General features: G+C 68.8%; 16 protein-coding genes. 9 read left to right on the top strand and 7 right to left on the bottom strand.

The features are described 5' to 3' along the window. The first annotated feature begins 128 nt into the window (after nt 1-128). From NG1_RS06210 to NG1_RS06190, 5 genes are read left to right on the top strand one after another with little or no spacing between them, the layout of a single operon-like run. Nucleotides 129-1,049, top strand: a complete 921-nt coding sequence (locus tag NG1_RS06210; RefSeq protein ID WP_062968834.1) for a DUF4129 domain-containing protein — start codon at nt 129-131, stop codon at nt 1,047-1,049. A 34-nt stretch (nt 1,050-1,083) separates the two neighbouring features. Then, entirely contained in the window at nt 1,084-1,569 is a 486-nt protein-coding gene (locus NG1_RS06205; protein ID WP_062968832.1) for a hypothetical protein, read from the top strand. Nucleotides 1,570-1,598: 29 nt separating this feature from the next. After that, nucleotides 1,599-2,561, top strand: a complete 963-nt coding sequence (locus NG1_RS06200; protein WP_040864571.1) for an AAA family ATPase — start codon at nt 1,599-1,601, stop codon at nt 2,559-2,561. After that, on the top strand, nt 2,558-3,832 hold the full coding sequence (locus NG1_RS06195; protein ID WP_062968830.1) for a DUF58 domain-containing protein: 1,275 nt from the start codon (nt 2,558-2,560) through the stop codon (nt 3,830-3,832). The genes NG1_RS06200 and NG1_RS06195 overlap by 4 nt, the downstream gene beginning before the upstream one ends. After that, the gene (locus tag NG1_RS06190; protein WP_062968827.1) at nt 3,829-4,290 is read left to right on the top strand and encodes a hypothetical protein; all 462 of its coding nucleotides are present in this window, start codon (nt 3,829-3,831) and stop codon (nt 4,288-4,290) included. Before NG1_RS06195 ends, NG1_RS06190 begins: the two co-directional genes overlap by 4 nt. 50 nt (nt 4,291-4,340) lie before the next feature. On the opposite strand, the gene NG1_RS06185 is transcribed toward NG1_RS06190, so the two are convergent. The 3 genes from NG1_RS06185 to kstD all read right to left on the bottom strand — a co-directional run bounded on the left by NG1_RS06185 (nt 4,341) and on the right by kstD (nt 7,900). Next, entirely contained in the window at nt 4,341-4,814 is a 474-nt protein-coding gene (locus NG1_RS06185; RefSeq protein WP_062968825.1) for an NUDIX hydrolase, read from the bottom strand. Nucleotides 4,815-5,091: 277 nt separating this feature from the next. Then, entirely contained in the window at nt 5,092-5,958 is an 867-nt protein-coding gene (chsH3, locus tag NG1_RS06180; protein ID WP_062968823.1) for an enoyl-CoA hydratase ChsH3, read from the bottom strand. Between the two features lie 244 nt (nt 5,959-6,202). After that, the gene (kstD, locus tag NG1_RS06175; protein WP_084498733.1) at nt 6,203-7,900 is read right to left on the bottom strand and encodes a 3-oxosteroid 1-dehydrogenase; all 1,698 of its coding nucleotides are present in this window, start codon (nt 7,898-7,900) and stop codon (nt 6,203-6,205) included. Between the two features lie 114 nt (nt 7,901-8,014). On the opposite strand from kstD, the gene NG1_RS06170 reads away from it, so the two are divergent. Genes NG1_RS06170 through dmpG form a run of 4 tightly spaced genes read left to right on the top strand, consistent with a single transcriptional unit; the run spans nt 8,015 to nt 12,393 of the window. Continuing rightward, a complete protein-coding gene (locus NG1_RS06170; protein WP_062968821.1) occupies nt 8,015-9,637 on the top strand; it encodes an FAD-binding protein in 1,623 nt (540 codons plus the stop codon). 1 nt (nt 9,638) lies between these two features. Beyond that, the gene (locus NG1_RS06165) at nt 9,639-10,424 is read left to right on the top strand and encodes a 2-keto-4-pentenoate hydratase (protein WP_062968819.1); all 786 of its coding nucleotides are present in this window, start codon (nt 9,639-9,641) and stop codon (nt 10,422-10,424) included. A 10-nt stretch (nt 10,425-10,434) separates the two neighbouring features. Beyond that, nucleotides 10,435-11,343 (top strand): acetaldehyde dehydrogenase (acetylating), encoded by a 909-nt coding sequence (locus NG1_RS06160; protein WP_062968817.1) that lies wholly within the window; start codon nt 10,435-10,437, stop codon nt 11,341-11,343. Nucleotides 11,344-11,355: 12 nt separating this feature from the next. Then, entirely contained in the window at nt 11,356-12,393 is a 1,038-nt protein-coding gene (dmpG, locus tag NG1_RS06155) for a 4-hydroxy-2-oxovalerate aldolase (RefSeq protein ID WP_062968815.1), read from the top strand. A 102-nt stretch (nt 12,394-12,495) separates the two neighbouring features. Here the strand turns inward: dmpG and NG1_RS36415 are convergent, their stop codons facing one another. From NG1_RS36415 to NG1_RS06135, 4 genes are all read right to left on the bottom strand, one after another. Continuing rightward, nucleotides 12,496-12,903: a hypothetical protein gene (locus tag NG1_RS36415; protein ID WP_157113878.1), complete on the bottom strand. Its 408-nt coding sequence runs from the start codon at nt 12,901-12,903 to the stop codon at nt 12,496-12,498. Between the two features lie 12 nt (nt 12,904-12,915). Then, nucleotides 12,916-13,470: a YdeI/OmpD-associated family protein gene (locus tag NG1_RS06145; protein WP_062968811.1), complete on the bottom strand. Its 555-nt coding sequence runs from the start codon at nt 13,468-13,470 to the stop codon at nt 12,916-12,918. 89 nt (nt 13,471-13,559) lie between these two features. Next, entirely contained in the window at nt 13,560-13,964 is a 405-nt protein-coding gene (locus tag NG1_RS06140) for a type II toxin-antitoxin system VapC family toxin (protein WP_062968809.1), read from the bottom strand. Beyond that, nucleotides 13,961-14,236 carry a type II toxin-antitoxin system Phd/YefM family antitoxin gene (locus tag NG1_RS06135; protein WP_062968807.1) on the bottom strand — a complete coding sequence of 92 codons (276 nt, stop codon included), beginning with the start codon at nt 14,234-14,236 and terminating at the stop codon, nt 13,961-13,963. Before NG1_RS06135 ends, NG1_RS06140 begins: the two co-directional genes overlap by 4 nt. Nucleotides 14,237-14,250: the final 14 nt, after the last annotated feature.

Here is a 14,250-nt window from a genome sequence, read left to right as displayed (position 1 = left end):
GAGGAGGGACTCCGAAGTATTCCATTCCATCCCGAGCGGACCGCTCGGCATGTAACTATGTGGCTGTTTTGTGCAGTACTCAGATTTGGTGGTAGCCAGTGGCCCGGGCGCGAGCGCCGATATCGCGCGTGATCGTCCTGATCACGCTGCTGGCTTTTGCCGCCATCGCTCTGCACGGATACATCCCAGGAATTACCGAAGCCGGGCCGCGCAGGCACGTACCGTCCGCTTTGTCGGTCGCGCTCATGCCGGTGCTGCTGAGCGTGTCGATCGTGATCCTGTTGGCGGGGGTGATCGCCAGTCAGCACCGGTTGCCGCTGGCCATGCCCGAGCCGGAACGGGAGGACGAGCGCAGGCAGTGGCGTCTCGGGCGGACCGGCCTGGTGGTGCTAGGCGCGCTCGCGCTGCTCGGGGTGCTGCTCGCGGCGGCGTCGGCGATCTACTTCATCGGCGCGAGCAGGCCGAGCGAGCCCGCGCGCCCGGCGGCGCCCGCCACCACCACGGGCGCCGCCCCGGAGCCGGGGACATCGGCGCCGCCCACCGAATACGACCCGAGGTCGGCGGAGCTGACCGGGACGGCGCTGGTGCTGGCCGGAATCGCGGCGGCGGGCTTGGTGACGGTGGCGATGAGCGGTTTGGTCGTGGTCGCGGTGTCGTCGCGGCGCAAGCCCGCACCCGCGGCCGCGCCCGCTGCTCCGGCGGCGCCCACCGTGGCGGACTCGCTGGCACGCGCGGCCGAGATGGGCCTGGCCGCGATGAACGCCCCGGGCCAGGACCCGCGCACCGCGATCATCGCCTGCTACGTCGCGATGGAGCGTGGCTTGGCCTCCGACCGCTCCGCCGCTCCGCTCGCCTCGGACACCCCGATGGAGGTGCTGGCCCGCGCGTTCGAACGCGGCGCGCTGCACGACGCGTCCGCGCGCGAGCTGGTCGCGCTGTTCGAGGAGGCCAGGTTCAGCCCGCACGCCATGCTCGAATGGCAGCGCATGCGGGCCGAGCAGTTGCTGCGCATCGTGCTCGCCGACCTGCAAGGGGAGGTGCCCGCGTGACCGGCTGGGCGAGGAAGGACATCCCGTGAACCGGATGGGGGTGGTGATCACCGGCGTGATCGTCGTCGCGGTGATCGAGCTGGTGGCTGTCGAGCGCGCCCGCGGGCTGCTGCTGCTCGTCGCCGGGATCCCGGTGGCGGTGGCGCTGGGCTGGTTGGTCTGGTCGCTGTTCGAGCGCTCCGAGGCCGGGGACGACGAGGTCGAGGACATGGAGAACGGTCCGGCGGAGATGCTGCAACGCTGGCACGCCAGGGCGCAGATGCTCGCCGACCGTGCGGACGGCACCCGTGCCGATTGGGACCGGCACCTGCGTCCGCTGCTGGCCAAGGAGTTCGAACTCTCCAGCGGCCAGCGAGTGGCGAAGAACCGCCGAGCGGTCGAGGCCGCGGGCATCCACCAGTTCGGGCCCGAATTGTGGCGCTGGGTGGATCCGGCCAATTCGGCCCTTCGTGATCAGACCAGCAGGGCACCGGGACGTGCGGCGCTGGACGAGATCCTGAGCCGCCTGCAGAGAATGTGAAATGGGTTGAGGCAAGTGCGGGTACACAAATGACCATGCCGATGGACGTGACCATCCAGCGCAGCGAGGCCGTGCTCCGGGAGCTGTCCCGGGTCGTGGTCGGCAAGCAGGACGAGTTGCAGTTGATCATGATCGCCGTGCTGTCCGGTGGGCACGTGCTGATCGAGGACTTACCAGGCCTCGGTAAGACGCTCATCGCGAGATCGTTCGCGGCCGCGCTCGGGCTGCAGTTCAACCGCGTGCAGTTCACCCCCGACCTGCTGCCCGCCGACCTGCTTGGGTCGACGATCTACGACATGTCCACCGGCCGGTTCACCTTCCGCCGCGGGCCGGTGTTCACCAACCTGCTGCTGGCCGACGAGGTGAACCGCACCCCGCCCAAGACGCAGGCCGCGCTGCTGGAGGCGATGGCCGAGGGGCAGGTCAGCATCGACGGCGAGACGTTCCTGCTGCCGCAACCGTTCGTCGTGCTGGCCACCGACAACCCGATCGAATACGAGGGCACCTATCCGCTGCCGGAAGCCCAGCTCGACCGGTTCGCCATCCAGCTGCGGCTGGGGTATCTGTCCGAGCAGGACGAGACCAGGATGATCCGCCGCAGGCTGGAGCGCGGCTCGCAGCAGCCGCAGGTCAACCAGGTCGTGGACGCGAACGGACTGCTGGAGATGCGGCAATCCGTCGAGTACGTGACCGTGCACCCCGACGTGGTGAGCTATGTCGTCGCGCTGGCGTCGGCTACCAGGGGGCACCCGCAGGTCGAAGTCGGCGCGAGCCCGCGCGCGGAACTCGACCTGGTGCAGATGTCCCGGGCGCGGGCATTGCTGCTCGGCCGCGACTACGTGATCCCCGAGGACGTGAAGGCGCTGGCGATACCGGCCATGGCGCACCGGATCACGCTGCGGCCGGAGATGTGGGTGCGCCGCATCCGCGGCGAGGACGTGATCACCGAACTGCTGCGCCGTCTGCCGGTCCCGCGCGCCACCGTGACATGAGGCACCGCGACGCCAGCTCCGCGGTCGACGCCGAATTGCGGTGGCGGCCCGCACCGCTGGTCTTCATGCTCGCCGGGTGCGCTGCGGTGGCCCTGGTGCTCGCGGTGGTCCTCGGCAGATGGCAGCTGCTCGTGTTCGCCGCGCCGTTGCTGGGCGTGCTGGCCACCGCGCGGTTTCAGCAGTCCTCGACGAGGATCCAGGTCGACGGCGGCGGCACGCTGCGCTGTTTCGAGACCGAGGAAGTGCTGCTCACCGTCGCCGCCTTCGTCGAGAAGGGGCACGCGCTGCTGCGCCTGAAACCGCAGAGCTGCACCGGGCTGGCGATGCAGGTCGAGGAGGCCAGCGATTCCGGAATCGCCCCCGCCGGGTTGCGGCTCGCGCTCTCGGCGAGCAGATGGGGGCGCTACCCGGTGTCGGTGCGGGTCTCGGCGCTGAGCCCGGCCGGGCTCGCGGTCGCCACCGTCGTACTGCCCGCGGGCCAGCTGTTCGTGTATCCGATCACCGATCCGCAGCGAATGCGCCTGCCGCGCACCGAACTTCCCGAGCGGCTCGGCACCCACCTGACCCGCAGGCACGGGCCCGGCGTCGAGTACGCCGACATCCGCGCCTACGCGCCCGGCGACCAGTTGCGCATCGTGAACTGGCCGGTGAGCGCGCGGCGCGGGCGGCTGTATGTCACCGAGCGGCTGACCAACCGTTCCGCGGACGTCGTGCTGCTGGTGGACACCTCACAGCAGGCGCCGGGCCCGGCCACCGACTCGCTGGAGCTGTCGGTGCGCGGCGCGGCGCAGGTGGTGCAGTCGACCTTGCAGGCGGGCGACCGGACCGCGGTGGTCTGCCTCGGACAGGCGCCGCGATGGCTGCGCCCGGACATCGGACGCCGCCAGTTCTACCGCATCGTCGACACCGTGCTCGACGTCGGCGACGAGCACATACCGACCACCGGCACCCTCGCGCCGCACGCGGCCGTGCCGCTCGGCGCGATCGTGGTGGCCTTCTCCACGCTGCTGGACACCCAGTTCGCGCTCGCGCTGATCGACCTGCGCAAGCGCGGCCACGTGGTGGTCGTGGTGGACGTGCTGCGCGGCACGCCGTTCCGGGACGACCTCGACCCCATCCTGGCCAAGATGTGGCAGCTCGAGCGCGCGGCCATGTACCGGGACATGGGCACCGTCGGCGTCGACATCGTGGCGTGGCCGGAAGACGCGCGCCTGGACCAGATCATGCGGGCGCTTCCCGAGCACCGCAGGACCGTGCGGGTGCGCCGATGACCAAATTCCTCGCCGTTCTCTCCGGCGTGCTGCTGGCGACGTCGGTGGCGCTGCTGGAGCCGTGGATCGGCGTTCCCGCCTTGGTCGTCGTCGGGCTCGGCTGGTGGCTGCGGCCGCTGGCGGTCTGCGCGGTGCTGCTAGCGCTCGGCGTGCTGGTCCTCGCCGACGCGGGTGTGCTCGCCTCCGCCGCAACGGGATTGGTGGCCACGACCTACCTGCTCAACGCCGCCACGGTGACCGCGCCGCACGGCGTGGTGCCCACCACGATCCCGTCGGTGGCCGGGGCGGTCGGCTTCACGGCGGCCGCCGTCCTCGCCGCCCTCGTCCCCCTGCGCCTGGCCTGGGCGCCGCTGGCCGCGCCGGTGCTCGTGCTGGTGCTGTACGCCCTGGTGATCCAGGGCGTCGCCGCCAGACGCGGGCGTGGCGATCGGGAGCTACGGCCGTCCGGCGAAGCCTGAGGCGCCGGAGGCCGGTGGGCGTTCGTCTATCTCGGCTGAATGTTTCGCGGTCAACCCAGATACGGAGTCGTGCGCTGTTCGGCGTGGTGCTGCAACCGGAGCCGAACAGTCTCGTGTACGGGCAGCGTCTCGAGTTCTTCGAGTCGTAGGAATTCGACAGAGGTCGATTCATCAGACACGGAGATCCTCCCACCGGTCACTTTGCCGTAGTAGACCACTGCGAACTCTTGCCGGACCTCACCGTCCGCGTGTTCGATCACGTGCTCAGGGTCGGTGTAGATACCGAGCAAGCCGGTGATCTCGATGTCCAGTCCGGTCTCTTCGCGGGTCTCCCGAACCGCGCAACCCTCCAGAGTCTCGCCTACCTCCATGATTCCACCGGGTAGAGACCACTTACCCGAGTCGCCACGGCGTTGCATCAGCACACGCCCGTCCTCGTCGGTCACCAGCGCGGAAGCTCCCGGCTTCAGCGAGTTCGGCCGTGGCGCGTTCGGATCTCGGTAGTAGTCACGCCGTGAGCCCATTGGGAAATCCTTGCGTCGTCGAGTACGGGGTGACAGTGCCTCATTACTGTTCGAACTGGTCGTATGCGCTGACGACCTCTGCGGTAGCCGGTGCGCCGGATTGCAGGTCCGGCCGCGCAACAGGCCATAGCGTGGACTCTGGGACCGGGTTCGACGCGACTACTGGGCCGAGATGCTGAACGCTGGAATGCTTCCAGGCGACGAGCGCCCGGCCACGCACGACGCCCCGCGGACGCGCTCACCCACATGTGGCGCGCCGTCGTGCGAGGGAGACTGCTCAGGCGGGGCGGATCCGTAGGGAGACGTCGCCGAGGACAGGTGCGTCGTCGCGTTCTACAACGGTCGCGGCGATGGTGAGTACGTCGTCCTGCCGCCAGATCCGGGTGCGGATCGTCTCGCCCGGGTAGAGCACGCCTGCGAACCGGGCGCGGAATCCGATGACGCGGCTGGCGTCGGAGCCGAGCACGGTGTCGGTCGCGGTCTTGCAGACGATGCCGTAGCTGCACAATCCGTGCAGGATGGGCGCGGGAAACCCGGCCGCGCGGGCGAATTCCGGGTCGGAGTGCAGCGGGTTGCGGTCGCCGGACATCCGGTAGAGCAGCGCCTGCTGCGGGAGCGTCGGCGTGGTGACGTCGAAATCCGGTGCCCGGTCGGGCAATTCCGACTTGGTGCTGGGGCCGCGCTCGCCGCCGAAGCCACCCTCGCCCTTGGCGAAAATCGAGGAGCGCTCGGTCCACAGCGGCGCTCCGTCGGAACCGGTCACCGTGTGCTCCTGAACGATGACTGCCGCCGAGCCCTTGTCCCAGACCTCGGCGATCCGGCTGACCTTGGTCGCCTTGCCCGCGGCCGGGATCGGCCGGTGCACCTCGACCTCCTGGTGACCGTGCACCACCTTCGCCAGGTCGATCTCGACGCCGGGGAAGCTCACCCGCGGCGGCTCGGTCTCGTGCACCGTCGCCGCCACGGTGGCGAAGGTCGGCAGCACCTGCGGTTCCCGATCGTCGAGATAGCGCAGCTCGGCGGGGTCGGTCCAGCGCGTGCCCGCACCGAGGCCCAGCTGGTAGAGCTGCACGTCCGAGGGGGTCCAGGCGAACTCCCGGCTCGGCAGTTGCGCGCCGAGCGCGATCTTCGGGTCGATGGGCATCAGTTCTCCTTGTGCATGATTGTGGATGGATCCGGCCCGCCCGCGCCGCGAGCGAGGCCGCGCCGGAACTCGACGGCGCTCGGGGCCGATCCTGCGCTTCCGGGACACCGGCCCGCCAGTGCGTCGTCCGTTCCGCGGGACCGTTCAGCGGCTACGCATCGGCCTGTGGATGGATCGCGGGGCGGGCCGAGCGCATTTCCGGCGGGCACTGCCTGTGAGCCGTGGTTCGTACCGCGTTCTCGTCTCACGCCCCCGCGGTGGCGGCGGGCTGGCCCTTCTTGCGCTCGACGATATCCAGCACGGCGAGGTAGCCGAAGGCGATCGCGGGGCCGATGGTGGCGCCGGGCCCGGCGTAGGTGTGGCCCATCACCGGTGTGGAGCAGTTGCCGGAGGCGTACAACCCCTCGATGGCGCTGCCGTCCTCGCGCAGCACCCGTCCGGCGGTGTCGGCCACCAGCCCGCCCTTGGTGCCCAGATCGCCCGGCACGATCTTGGCGCCGTAGTACGGGCCCTCCACCAGCGCGGCCAGGCACGGGTTGGGCCGCACGGTCGGATCGCCGTAGTACCGGTCGTAGTGGCTGTCGCCGCGGCCGAAGTCCTCGTCCTTCCCGGTCTCGGCGAAGCCGTTGAACCGGGTGACGGTCGCGGCCAGCTCGTCGGCGGGCACGCCGATCTTGCCTGCCAATTCCTCGATGCTGTCGGCCTTGACGATGAAGTCGTTTTCCATCCACCGGGATGGAAAACGCTGACCGGGCTGTAGCCCGGCGAAGATGTAGCGGTTCCGGTAGCGCTGGTCGAACACCAGCCACGCGGGGATGTTCTCGCCCGGTCCCTCACCCTGCCCGTACTCGCCGCCGTACATGGTGTGCACCGCCTCGACGTAAGGAGCGGACTCATTTCCGAATCGCTTGCCGTCGGCGTTCACCATGATGCTGCCGGGCAGATTCCGTTCGGCCAGCGCGAACCACGGTTTGCCGCCCTTGAAGATGGTCGGCCCCCACCAAGCGTCCTCCATGAAACCGATGGCCGCGCCCGCCGCCATGCCCGCTTGGATGCCGTCGCCGGTATTGGCGGCCGCGCCGGTGGTCCACTCGGTGGTGATGGGCTGGCGCTGGTATTTGGTGCGCATTTCCGCGTTGTGCTCGAAACCGCCGCTGCCGAGGACGACGCCGTAGCGGGCGGTGAAAGTGACCGGCTCGCCCTCGTGCAGCGCGTGGACGCCGGTGACGACGCCATCGGTCACGACGAGGTCGGTCATCGGGGTGTTCAGCAGAAGCGGCACGTTCGCGTCCATGAGCCCCTTGCGCATGCCCGCGATGATGGCCTGCCCCATGCCGACGATGTGCTTGCGGGTGAACTTGGCCCAGTAGGTGCGCGCGCCGACGCGCATCGCCCGCAGCATGCCCTTCGGATGACGCCGGATCAGATTGAGCCGGACGAAGTCGGCCTGCATCACCACGACGTTCAGCGGAGCCTTCGCGTACGGCGGCTCCAGGTTGAACCGCTCGTCGCCCAGGATCTTCGTGTCGAACGGCCTGGGCTCGCACGAGCGCCCCTCGGGCCGCCCGCCCGGCGCCTCCGGATGGTAGTCGGAGTAGCCGGGCACCCATGTCATCTTCAGCGGCGAGTGATCGAGCACGAAGTCCAGCGCTTCGGCGCCGCGATCGATGTAGGTGTCGATCCGTTCGGAGGGCACGACGTCACCGATGATGCTGTGCAGGTAGGTGCGTGCTTCCTCGCGGTCGTCGGGCCGACCGGACGCGCGCAGCGCCTTGTTGCCCGGGATCCACACGCCGCCGCCGGAGCGCGCGGTCGACCCGCCGTAGTGCGCGGCCTTTTCGATGACCACCACGCTCAGGCCGTTGTGGGCCGCGGTGAGGGCGGCGGTCATGCCGGCGGCGCCGCTGCCGACCACCACCACGTCGTATTCCCGATCAGTCATGTAGAACACGTTATAGAATGGACGCGCCATTGGTCTATGTTGTGTGGCAGAAGACTTGCTCGACGTTCCGTTTGTCGAGGAAACTTGTTTCAGTTTCAGACCGGAGTTAAGGACATGGGCCTCGAATGGGACCTGGCCACCGACGTTGTGGTGGTCGGATACGGCGCCGCGGGTGCGGCGGCCGCGCTGGAAGCGACCGCGGCGGGCGCGCAGGTGCTCGTGCTCGAGCGGTTCGCCGGAGGTGGGACGTCGGCGCTGTCCGGCGGCATCATCTACGCGGGCGGCGGCACCTCGGTGCAGCGGGAGGCGGGAGTCGAAGACACCCCGGAGGCGATGTACGCCTACCTCGAGCGCGAGGTCGGCGACGCGGTGACCCCGGAGACGCTGCGCAAGTTCGTCGACGAGAGTCCGCAGCTGATCGAGTGGCTGAAGTCGCACGGCGTCCCGTTCGAAGCCTCGCTGTGCCCGTACAAGACCTCCTATCCCAACGACCGCTACTACCTCTACTACTCCGGCAGCGAGATCTCCGGCGCGTTCCGGGACATCCCGGCCGCCCAGCGCGGCCATCGGGTGAAGGGCAGGGGCACCTCGGGCAAGAAGCTCACCGGACCGCTCGCCGCCGCGGCGTCCCGCGCAGGCGTCCGGGTGGAAACCCTCACCCGGGTGACCCGATTGATCACCGACGCGGCGGGCGCGGTGATCGGCGTCGAGTGCAACACGCTGCGTGACGCGCCCGGCCGGGTCCGCGACCGCTACACCCGCATGGCGAAGGTCGCGGCCAAGCCGGGCATCTACTACCCGCCGCTGCGGCGGGCGCTGGAACAGCGGCTGGACCGGCTGGAACGCCGATACGGCAGCACGATTCGCGTTCTCGCGCGGCGCGGGGTGGTGCTCAGCGCGGGCGGATTCATCGCCAATCGCGACATGGTGCGGCAGTACGCGCCCGCGTTCCACGGTGGTCTCGCGCTGGGCACCACCGCCGATGACGGCAGCGGCATCCTGATGGCCCAGCAGGCCGGCGCGGCGGTGGACCACATGGACAACGTCTCCGCCTGGCGATTCCTGCTCCCGCCCAGTGCCTTCACCGGCGCGCTGCTGGTGGACGCCGCCGGTCGCCGGGTGATCGACGAGACGCGCTACGGCGCCGCGGTGGGCAACGCGCTGATCACCGAGCATGACGGCAAGGGCTGGCTGCTGGCCGACGACCCGCTGATGCGCACCGCGATCGGGCAGATCGGCAAGCAGGGCGCCTGGTTCCAGCGCGGACAGTTCGAAACGATGCGGCGCACCGCGATTCGCGGCGCCACCTTGGAAGAGGCTGCCGCGAAGGCGGGCATCGACCCCGCCGGGCTGCGCGCGACGGTCGAGGCGCACAACACGGCGATCGAGACCGGAGCCCCCGATCCGGTCGGCAAGCCCGCGGAGTTCACCAATCCGGTCCGCACCGGCCCGTTCTGGCTGTTGGATGTGGGCATCAAACCGAGCCTGACCAACCCGTGCCCCATGCTCACCCTCGGCGGCGTCGTCGTGGACGAGCGCACCGGCGCGGTCAAGACGGCCGAGGGCCACGACATCCCAGGGCTCTTCGCGGCCGGACGCACCGCGATCGGTATCTGCTCCAGGTCCTACGTCAGCGGGCTGTCGCTGTCGGACTGCGTCTTCTCCGGCCGCAGGGCAGGCCGGTCCGCCGCCGGCGAGCAGGTCTCGGCGCTCGAAAAAGCAACGGAAGGAAACTAGCGTGCTGTCCGACGCGGTACGAACCGAACTGGCCGACGAACTCGAGCGCGCCGAGCGCGAACGGGTGGCGATCGATCCGCTGATCGCCCGCCACCCCGACATCGATGTGGTCGACGCCTACGAGATCCAGCTGATCAACATCCGGCGCAGGCTCGACGCGGGCGCGCGCGTGGTCGGGCACAAAGTGGGCCTGTCCTCGAAGGCCATGCAGCAGATGATGGGCGTGGACGAGCCCGATTACGGGCATCTTCTCGCGGAAATGGAAGTCTACGAAGACGTTCCGGTCGAGGCGGGCCGCTACCTGTTTCCCCGGGTGGAGGTGGAGGTCGGGTTCGTGCTCGGCGCCGACCTGCCCGGCGCGGAATGCACCGAAGCCGACGTACTCGCCGCCACGGTCGCCTTCGCCCCCGCGATCGAACTGATCGACTCGCGGATCAAGGACTGGAACATCGGCCTGGCCGACACCATCTCCGACAACGCCTCCTCCGCCGGTTTCGTGCTCGGCGCCGCGCGCGTCGCGCCGGAGGACATCGACATCAAGGCCATCGACGCGGTGCTCACCCGCAACGGCGAGGTGGTCGCCGAGGGCCGCAGCGACGCCGTGCTCGGCGACCCGGTGATCGCGGTGGCCTGGCTGGCGCGCAAGGTCGCGAGCTTCGGCGTCCGGTTGAAGGCCGGTGACATCGTGCTGCCCGGCTCGTGCACCCGCGCGATCGACGCCCGTCCGGGCGAGGAGTTCCACGCCGAGTTCGCCGGACTCGGCTCTGTCCGTCTGCAATTCACCTAGGGAGGCTGTCGTGTCCAACGGGACCGTCACCGCCGCGATCGTCGGGTCCGGCAACATCAGCACCGATCTGCTCTACAAACTGCTGCGCTCGGAGAAGATCCAGCCGCGCTGGATGATCGGGATCGACCCGAACAGCGAGGGCCTGAAGCGGGCGCGCGGACTCGGGCTGGAAACCTCGCACGAGGGCGTGGACTGGCTGCTCGGGCAATCCGAGCTGCCGGATCTGATCTTCGAGGCGACCTCGGCGTATGTGCATCGCGCCGCCGCCCCGCGCTACGCCGAAGCCGGGATCCGCGCCGTCGACCTCACTCCCGCCGCCGTCGGCCCCGCCGTCGTGCCGCCGGTGAACCTGGGCGCGAATCTCGACGCGCCGAACGTCAACATGATCACCTGCGGCGGCCAGGCGACGATCCCGATCGTCGCCGCGGTGTCACGCGTCGTCCCGGTGCCGTACGCGGAGATCGTCGCGTCGGTGTCGTCGGTCTCGGCGGGCCCCGGCACGCGGGCGAACATCGACGAGTTCACCAAGACCACCAGCCGCGGCGTCGAGACCATCGGCGGAGCGCAGCGCGGCAAGGCCATCATCATCCTGAATCCGGCCGAGCCGCCGATGATCATGCGCGACACCATCTTCTGCGCCATCCCCGACGACGCCGATACCGAAGCGGTCGCCGACTCGATCCACCGGATGGTCGCCGACATCCAGCGGTACGTCCCCGGCTACCGGCTGCTCAACGAGCCGCAGTTCGACGAGCCCTCGGTGGTCTCCGGCGGGATGGCCAAGGTGTCGGTGTTCGTCGAGGTGGAAGGCGCGGGCGACTTCCTGCCCCCGTACGCGGGCAACCTCGACATCATGACCGCCGCCGCCACGCAGGTCGGCGAGGTCATCGCCGAACAGATCGTCACGGCCCGGGTGTAAGGAGCTTTCGACATGGCCTACTCAGCAGAACTCGACATCCGCGTCACCGACACCTCGCTGCGCGACGGATCCCACCACAAGCGCCACCAGTTCACCGCCACCGAGGTCCGTGACATCGTGGCCGCGCTCGACGGCGCGGGCGTCCCGGTCATCGAGGTGACCCACGGCGACGGCCTCGGCGGCTCGTCGTTCAACTACGGCTTCTCCAAGACGCCGGAGCAGGAACTGGTCACCATCGCGGCCGAGACGGCGAAGCGGGCGAAGATCGCCGTGCTGATGCTGCCCGGCGTCGGGGTGAAGGAAGACATCAAGATCTCGCAGGACAATGGCGCGTCCATCTGCCGCATCGCCACCCACTGCACCGAAGCCGACGTGTCGATCCAGCACTTCGGCCTGGCGCGCGAACTCGGACTGGAGACCGTCGGGTTCCTGATGATGTCGCACACTCAGCCGCCGGAGGTGCTGGCCAAGCAGGCACGCATCATGGCCGACGCCGGATGTCAGTGCGTCTACATCGTCGATTCCGCCGGAGCGCTTGTGCTGGAACAGGTTTCCGACCGGGTCGCGGCCGTGGTCACCGAACTCGGCGACGACGCGCAGGTCGGCTTCCACGGCCACGAGAACCTCGACCTGGCCGTCGCCAACTCGGTCTACGCCATCCGCGCGGGCGCCACCCAGATCGACGGCAGCGCACGCCGTTTCGGCGCGGGTGCGGGCAACACGCCGGTCGAGGCGCTGGTCGGGGTGTGCGACAAGCTGGGCGTCAAGACCGGCATCGATTTCTTCGCGATCGCCGACGCCGCCGAAGACGTCGTCCGCCCCGCCATGCCGCAGGAATGCCTGCTCGACCGTCAAGCCTTGATGATGGGATACGCGGGCGTCTACTCCAGCTTCCTCAAGCACGCCGAACGGCAAGCGGAGCGCTACGGCGTATCGGCCGCCGAAATGCTCGTCCGCGCGGGCAAGCGCAAGCTCGTCGGCGGCCAGGAGGATCAGCTCATCGACATCGCGCTGGAATTGCAGCGAGAGAAGGCGACCGTCACCGCCTGACCGGACGGACGGCGCGGGCCGCGAACGAAACCACCGTTCGCGGCCCGATCTGCCCAGAACGCCCAGTCGTGTGTCGGTAGCACCGTCGGCGTGCGGCTCGGGCTAATCAGTGGAGTGTCCTAGCTGTCCGTATCGGACGAGATACGCCTTGTCCGCGAGACTTTGCCAACCGCGTTCGGTCGGTTCCAGCGACCGCCCACTCGTGGTCGGGTCCTTGGGCCACGGCTCCCGAATATGGATCTGGATATCATCCTGCAGAATTTGAGCCAGTTCCATCGCGAACTCCTCAGCGGTCGCGCTGCCTGGTTCGGTGGGGTCGAGGGCCGCGGCAGTGCCGGCATCGGGCACAGCAATGCGCACCAGCGCCTTCGGCTCTGGCCGCCCGGTCCGCTCGGCGAACCTGCGCCATTTATCGGTACTTCCAGTTTCTACATGCACCGCAAATCCGAGAGAATTTTCGATGTCGGAGGCGAGTAGCCTTGCGCCTCGAACGGCGTCATCTATGTCCACGTGTCGAGACTGTCATCCGCTCAACTCCGCGACGATCCGGCGCAGCTGGGTGGCGCGCTCGGCGGACGTCCGCGCCTTCATCAGCCGCAGGAACACCGCGTACCGCGCGGTGCGGTCGAGCTGATCGAAACGGGCGCGTGCGCGGGTGTTCTCGGTGAGAGCGGCGGTCAGATCACCGGGGCAGGTGGCGGTGCGCTGGGGCGCGTAGGCGGCCTGCCAGCGGCCATCGGACCGGGCGGCGGCGATGGCGGCCGAGCCGGGTGCACGCATGCGGCCCGCCGCGATGAGCGCTTCGGCCTTGGCGACGTTGACTTGCGACCAAGGACTCTTCGAACGCCGCGGCGAGTATCGCTGAAGATAGTGGTCGGCGTCGAGGACGCGGCGGTGACTGTCGATCCAGCCGAAGCAGAGCGCGCCGTCGAGCGCCTCGCCATTGCTGATCGTCCTGCCCGCCGCCCCCTTCTTGGCGATCTTCAACCAGACGTCGGCAGCCCGGTGGTGATTGGCCGCGAGCCACTCCTCCCACTGCGCGACGTCGACGCAAACGAGGATTCCTGCTTCGTCCAACTGACCCACGATGCCCTCCGGAGATGCGGTGCTGTTTCTACACCTCATCCTCCGACCTGAAGTGCTCATCAACTGAGCACTTTTGTGCGCTACACCGCGACGACCTCGAGCATGCTTTCCAGTCCCCGGAAATCAGCGCTATTGCGGGTGTACAGCGGTAGCCCCCGTGCTGACGCGATCGCCGCTATGAGCAAATCCATCCGGCGGGGCCGCGGGTCACGCTTCGCGGCCAGCGTGAGTGCTACCAGGGTGCCGTAGCGGGTCGCGGCGTCTTCATCGAAGGGCAATGGATCGAAATCCACGATGGCGGCGCCGAGTTGCTCGGATCGTGCTGCCCGAGTGGCGGTGTCCTTCGCCATGGCAACGCCCTGGTGCAATTCGGCCAGTGTGATCGCCGTGATCTCGGGTAACTCCGGCAAAGAAGCAGGATCGAGCGCATATAGGTCGATGTAGGTGCAGGTGTCCAACACCCCCGATGCGTGCCGCTCGGTCATGAACGTGAGCCCCAGGCGTCGTCGTCGCCGACTCGATCTTCCGTTCCGAAGAAGTCGTCGGCTTCCTGTCGCATTCGGGCGTAATCGACCCGTGGCAGTTTGCGATGCCGTTCGACGAGTTCTTCTGCGGTACGGCGGCGCTGTCGGCCGACCGGCCGGACCTCGGCAACCTCGACGCCGTTGCGGGTGACGCGGAAGGTTTCCCCGGCCTCGACCGCATTCATCACCGCCGCTGAATTATTGCGGAATTCGCGCTGCGTGATCACCTTCATAACGACATTGTAGC

Origin of the sequence: Nocardia gamkensis NBRC 108242 (assembly GCF_001612985.1) — a bacterium.
Classification (GTDB): Bacteria; Actinomycetota; Actinomycetes; order Mycobacteriales; family Mycobacteriaceae; genus Nocardia; species Nocardia gamkensis.
The sequence above is the reverse complement of the archived record's forward strand: the minus strand, read 5'-3'. Positions and strand labels throughout refer to the sequence as shown.

Bases quoted from the DNA above. Each gene is read 5' to 3' on its own strand.
- NG1_RS06135 (WP_062968807.1), bottom strand. From the start codon at position 14,236: ATGAAGGTGATCACGCAGCGCGAATTCCGCAATAATTCAGCGGCGGTG.
- NG1_RS06185 (WP_062968825.1), bottom strand. From the start codon at position 4,814: ATGGGCTCACGGCGTGACTACTACCGAGATCCGAACGCGCCACGGCCG.
- NG1_RS06190 (WP_062968827.1), top strand. From the start codon at position 3,829: ATGACCAAATTCCTCGCCGTTCTCTCCGGCGTGCTGCTGGCGACGTCG.
- kstD (WP_084498733.1), bottom strand. From the start codon at position 7,900: ATGACTGATCGGGAATACGACGTGGTGGTGGTCGGCAGCGGCGCCGCC.
- NG1_RS06140 (WP_062968809.1), bottom strand. From the start codon at position 13,964: ATGACCGAGCGGCACGCATCGGGGGTGTTGGACACCTGCACCTACATC.
- dmpG (WP_062968815.1), top strand. From the start codon at position 11,356: ATGGCCTACTCAGCAGAACTCGACATCCGCGTCACCGACACCTCGCTG.
- NG1_RS06170 (WP_062968821.1), top strand. From the start codon at position 8,015: ATGGGCCTCGAATGGGACCTGGCCACCGACGTTGTGGTGGTCGGATAC.
- NG1_RS06195 (WP_062968830.1), top strand. From the start codon at position 2,558: ATGAGGCACCGCGACGCCAGCTCCGCGGTCGACGCCGAATTGCGGTGG.
- NG1_RS06205 (WP_062968832.1), top strand. From the start codon at position 1,084: ATGGGGGTGGTGATCACCGGCGTGATCGTCGTCGCGGTGATCGAGCTG.
- NG1_RS06200 (WP_040864571.1), top strand. From the start codon at position 1,599: ATGACCATGCCGATGGACGTGACCATCCAGCGCAGCGAGGCCGTGCTC.
- chsH3 (WP_062968823.1), bottom strand. From the start codon at position 5,958: ATGCCCATCGACCCGAAGATCGCGCTCGGCGCGCAACTGCCGAGCCGG.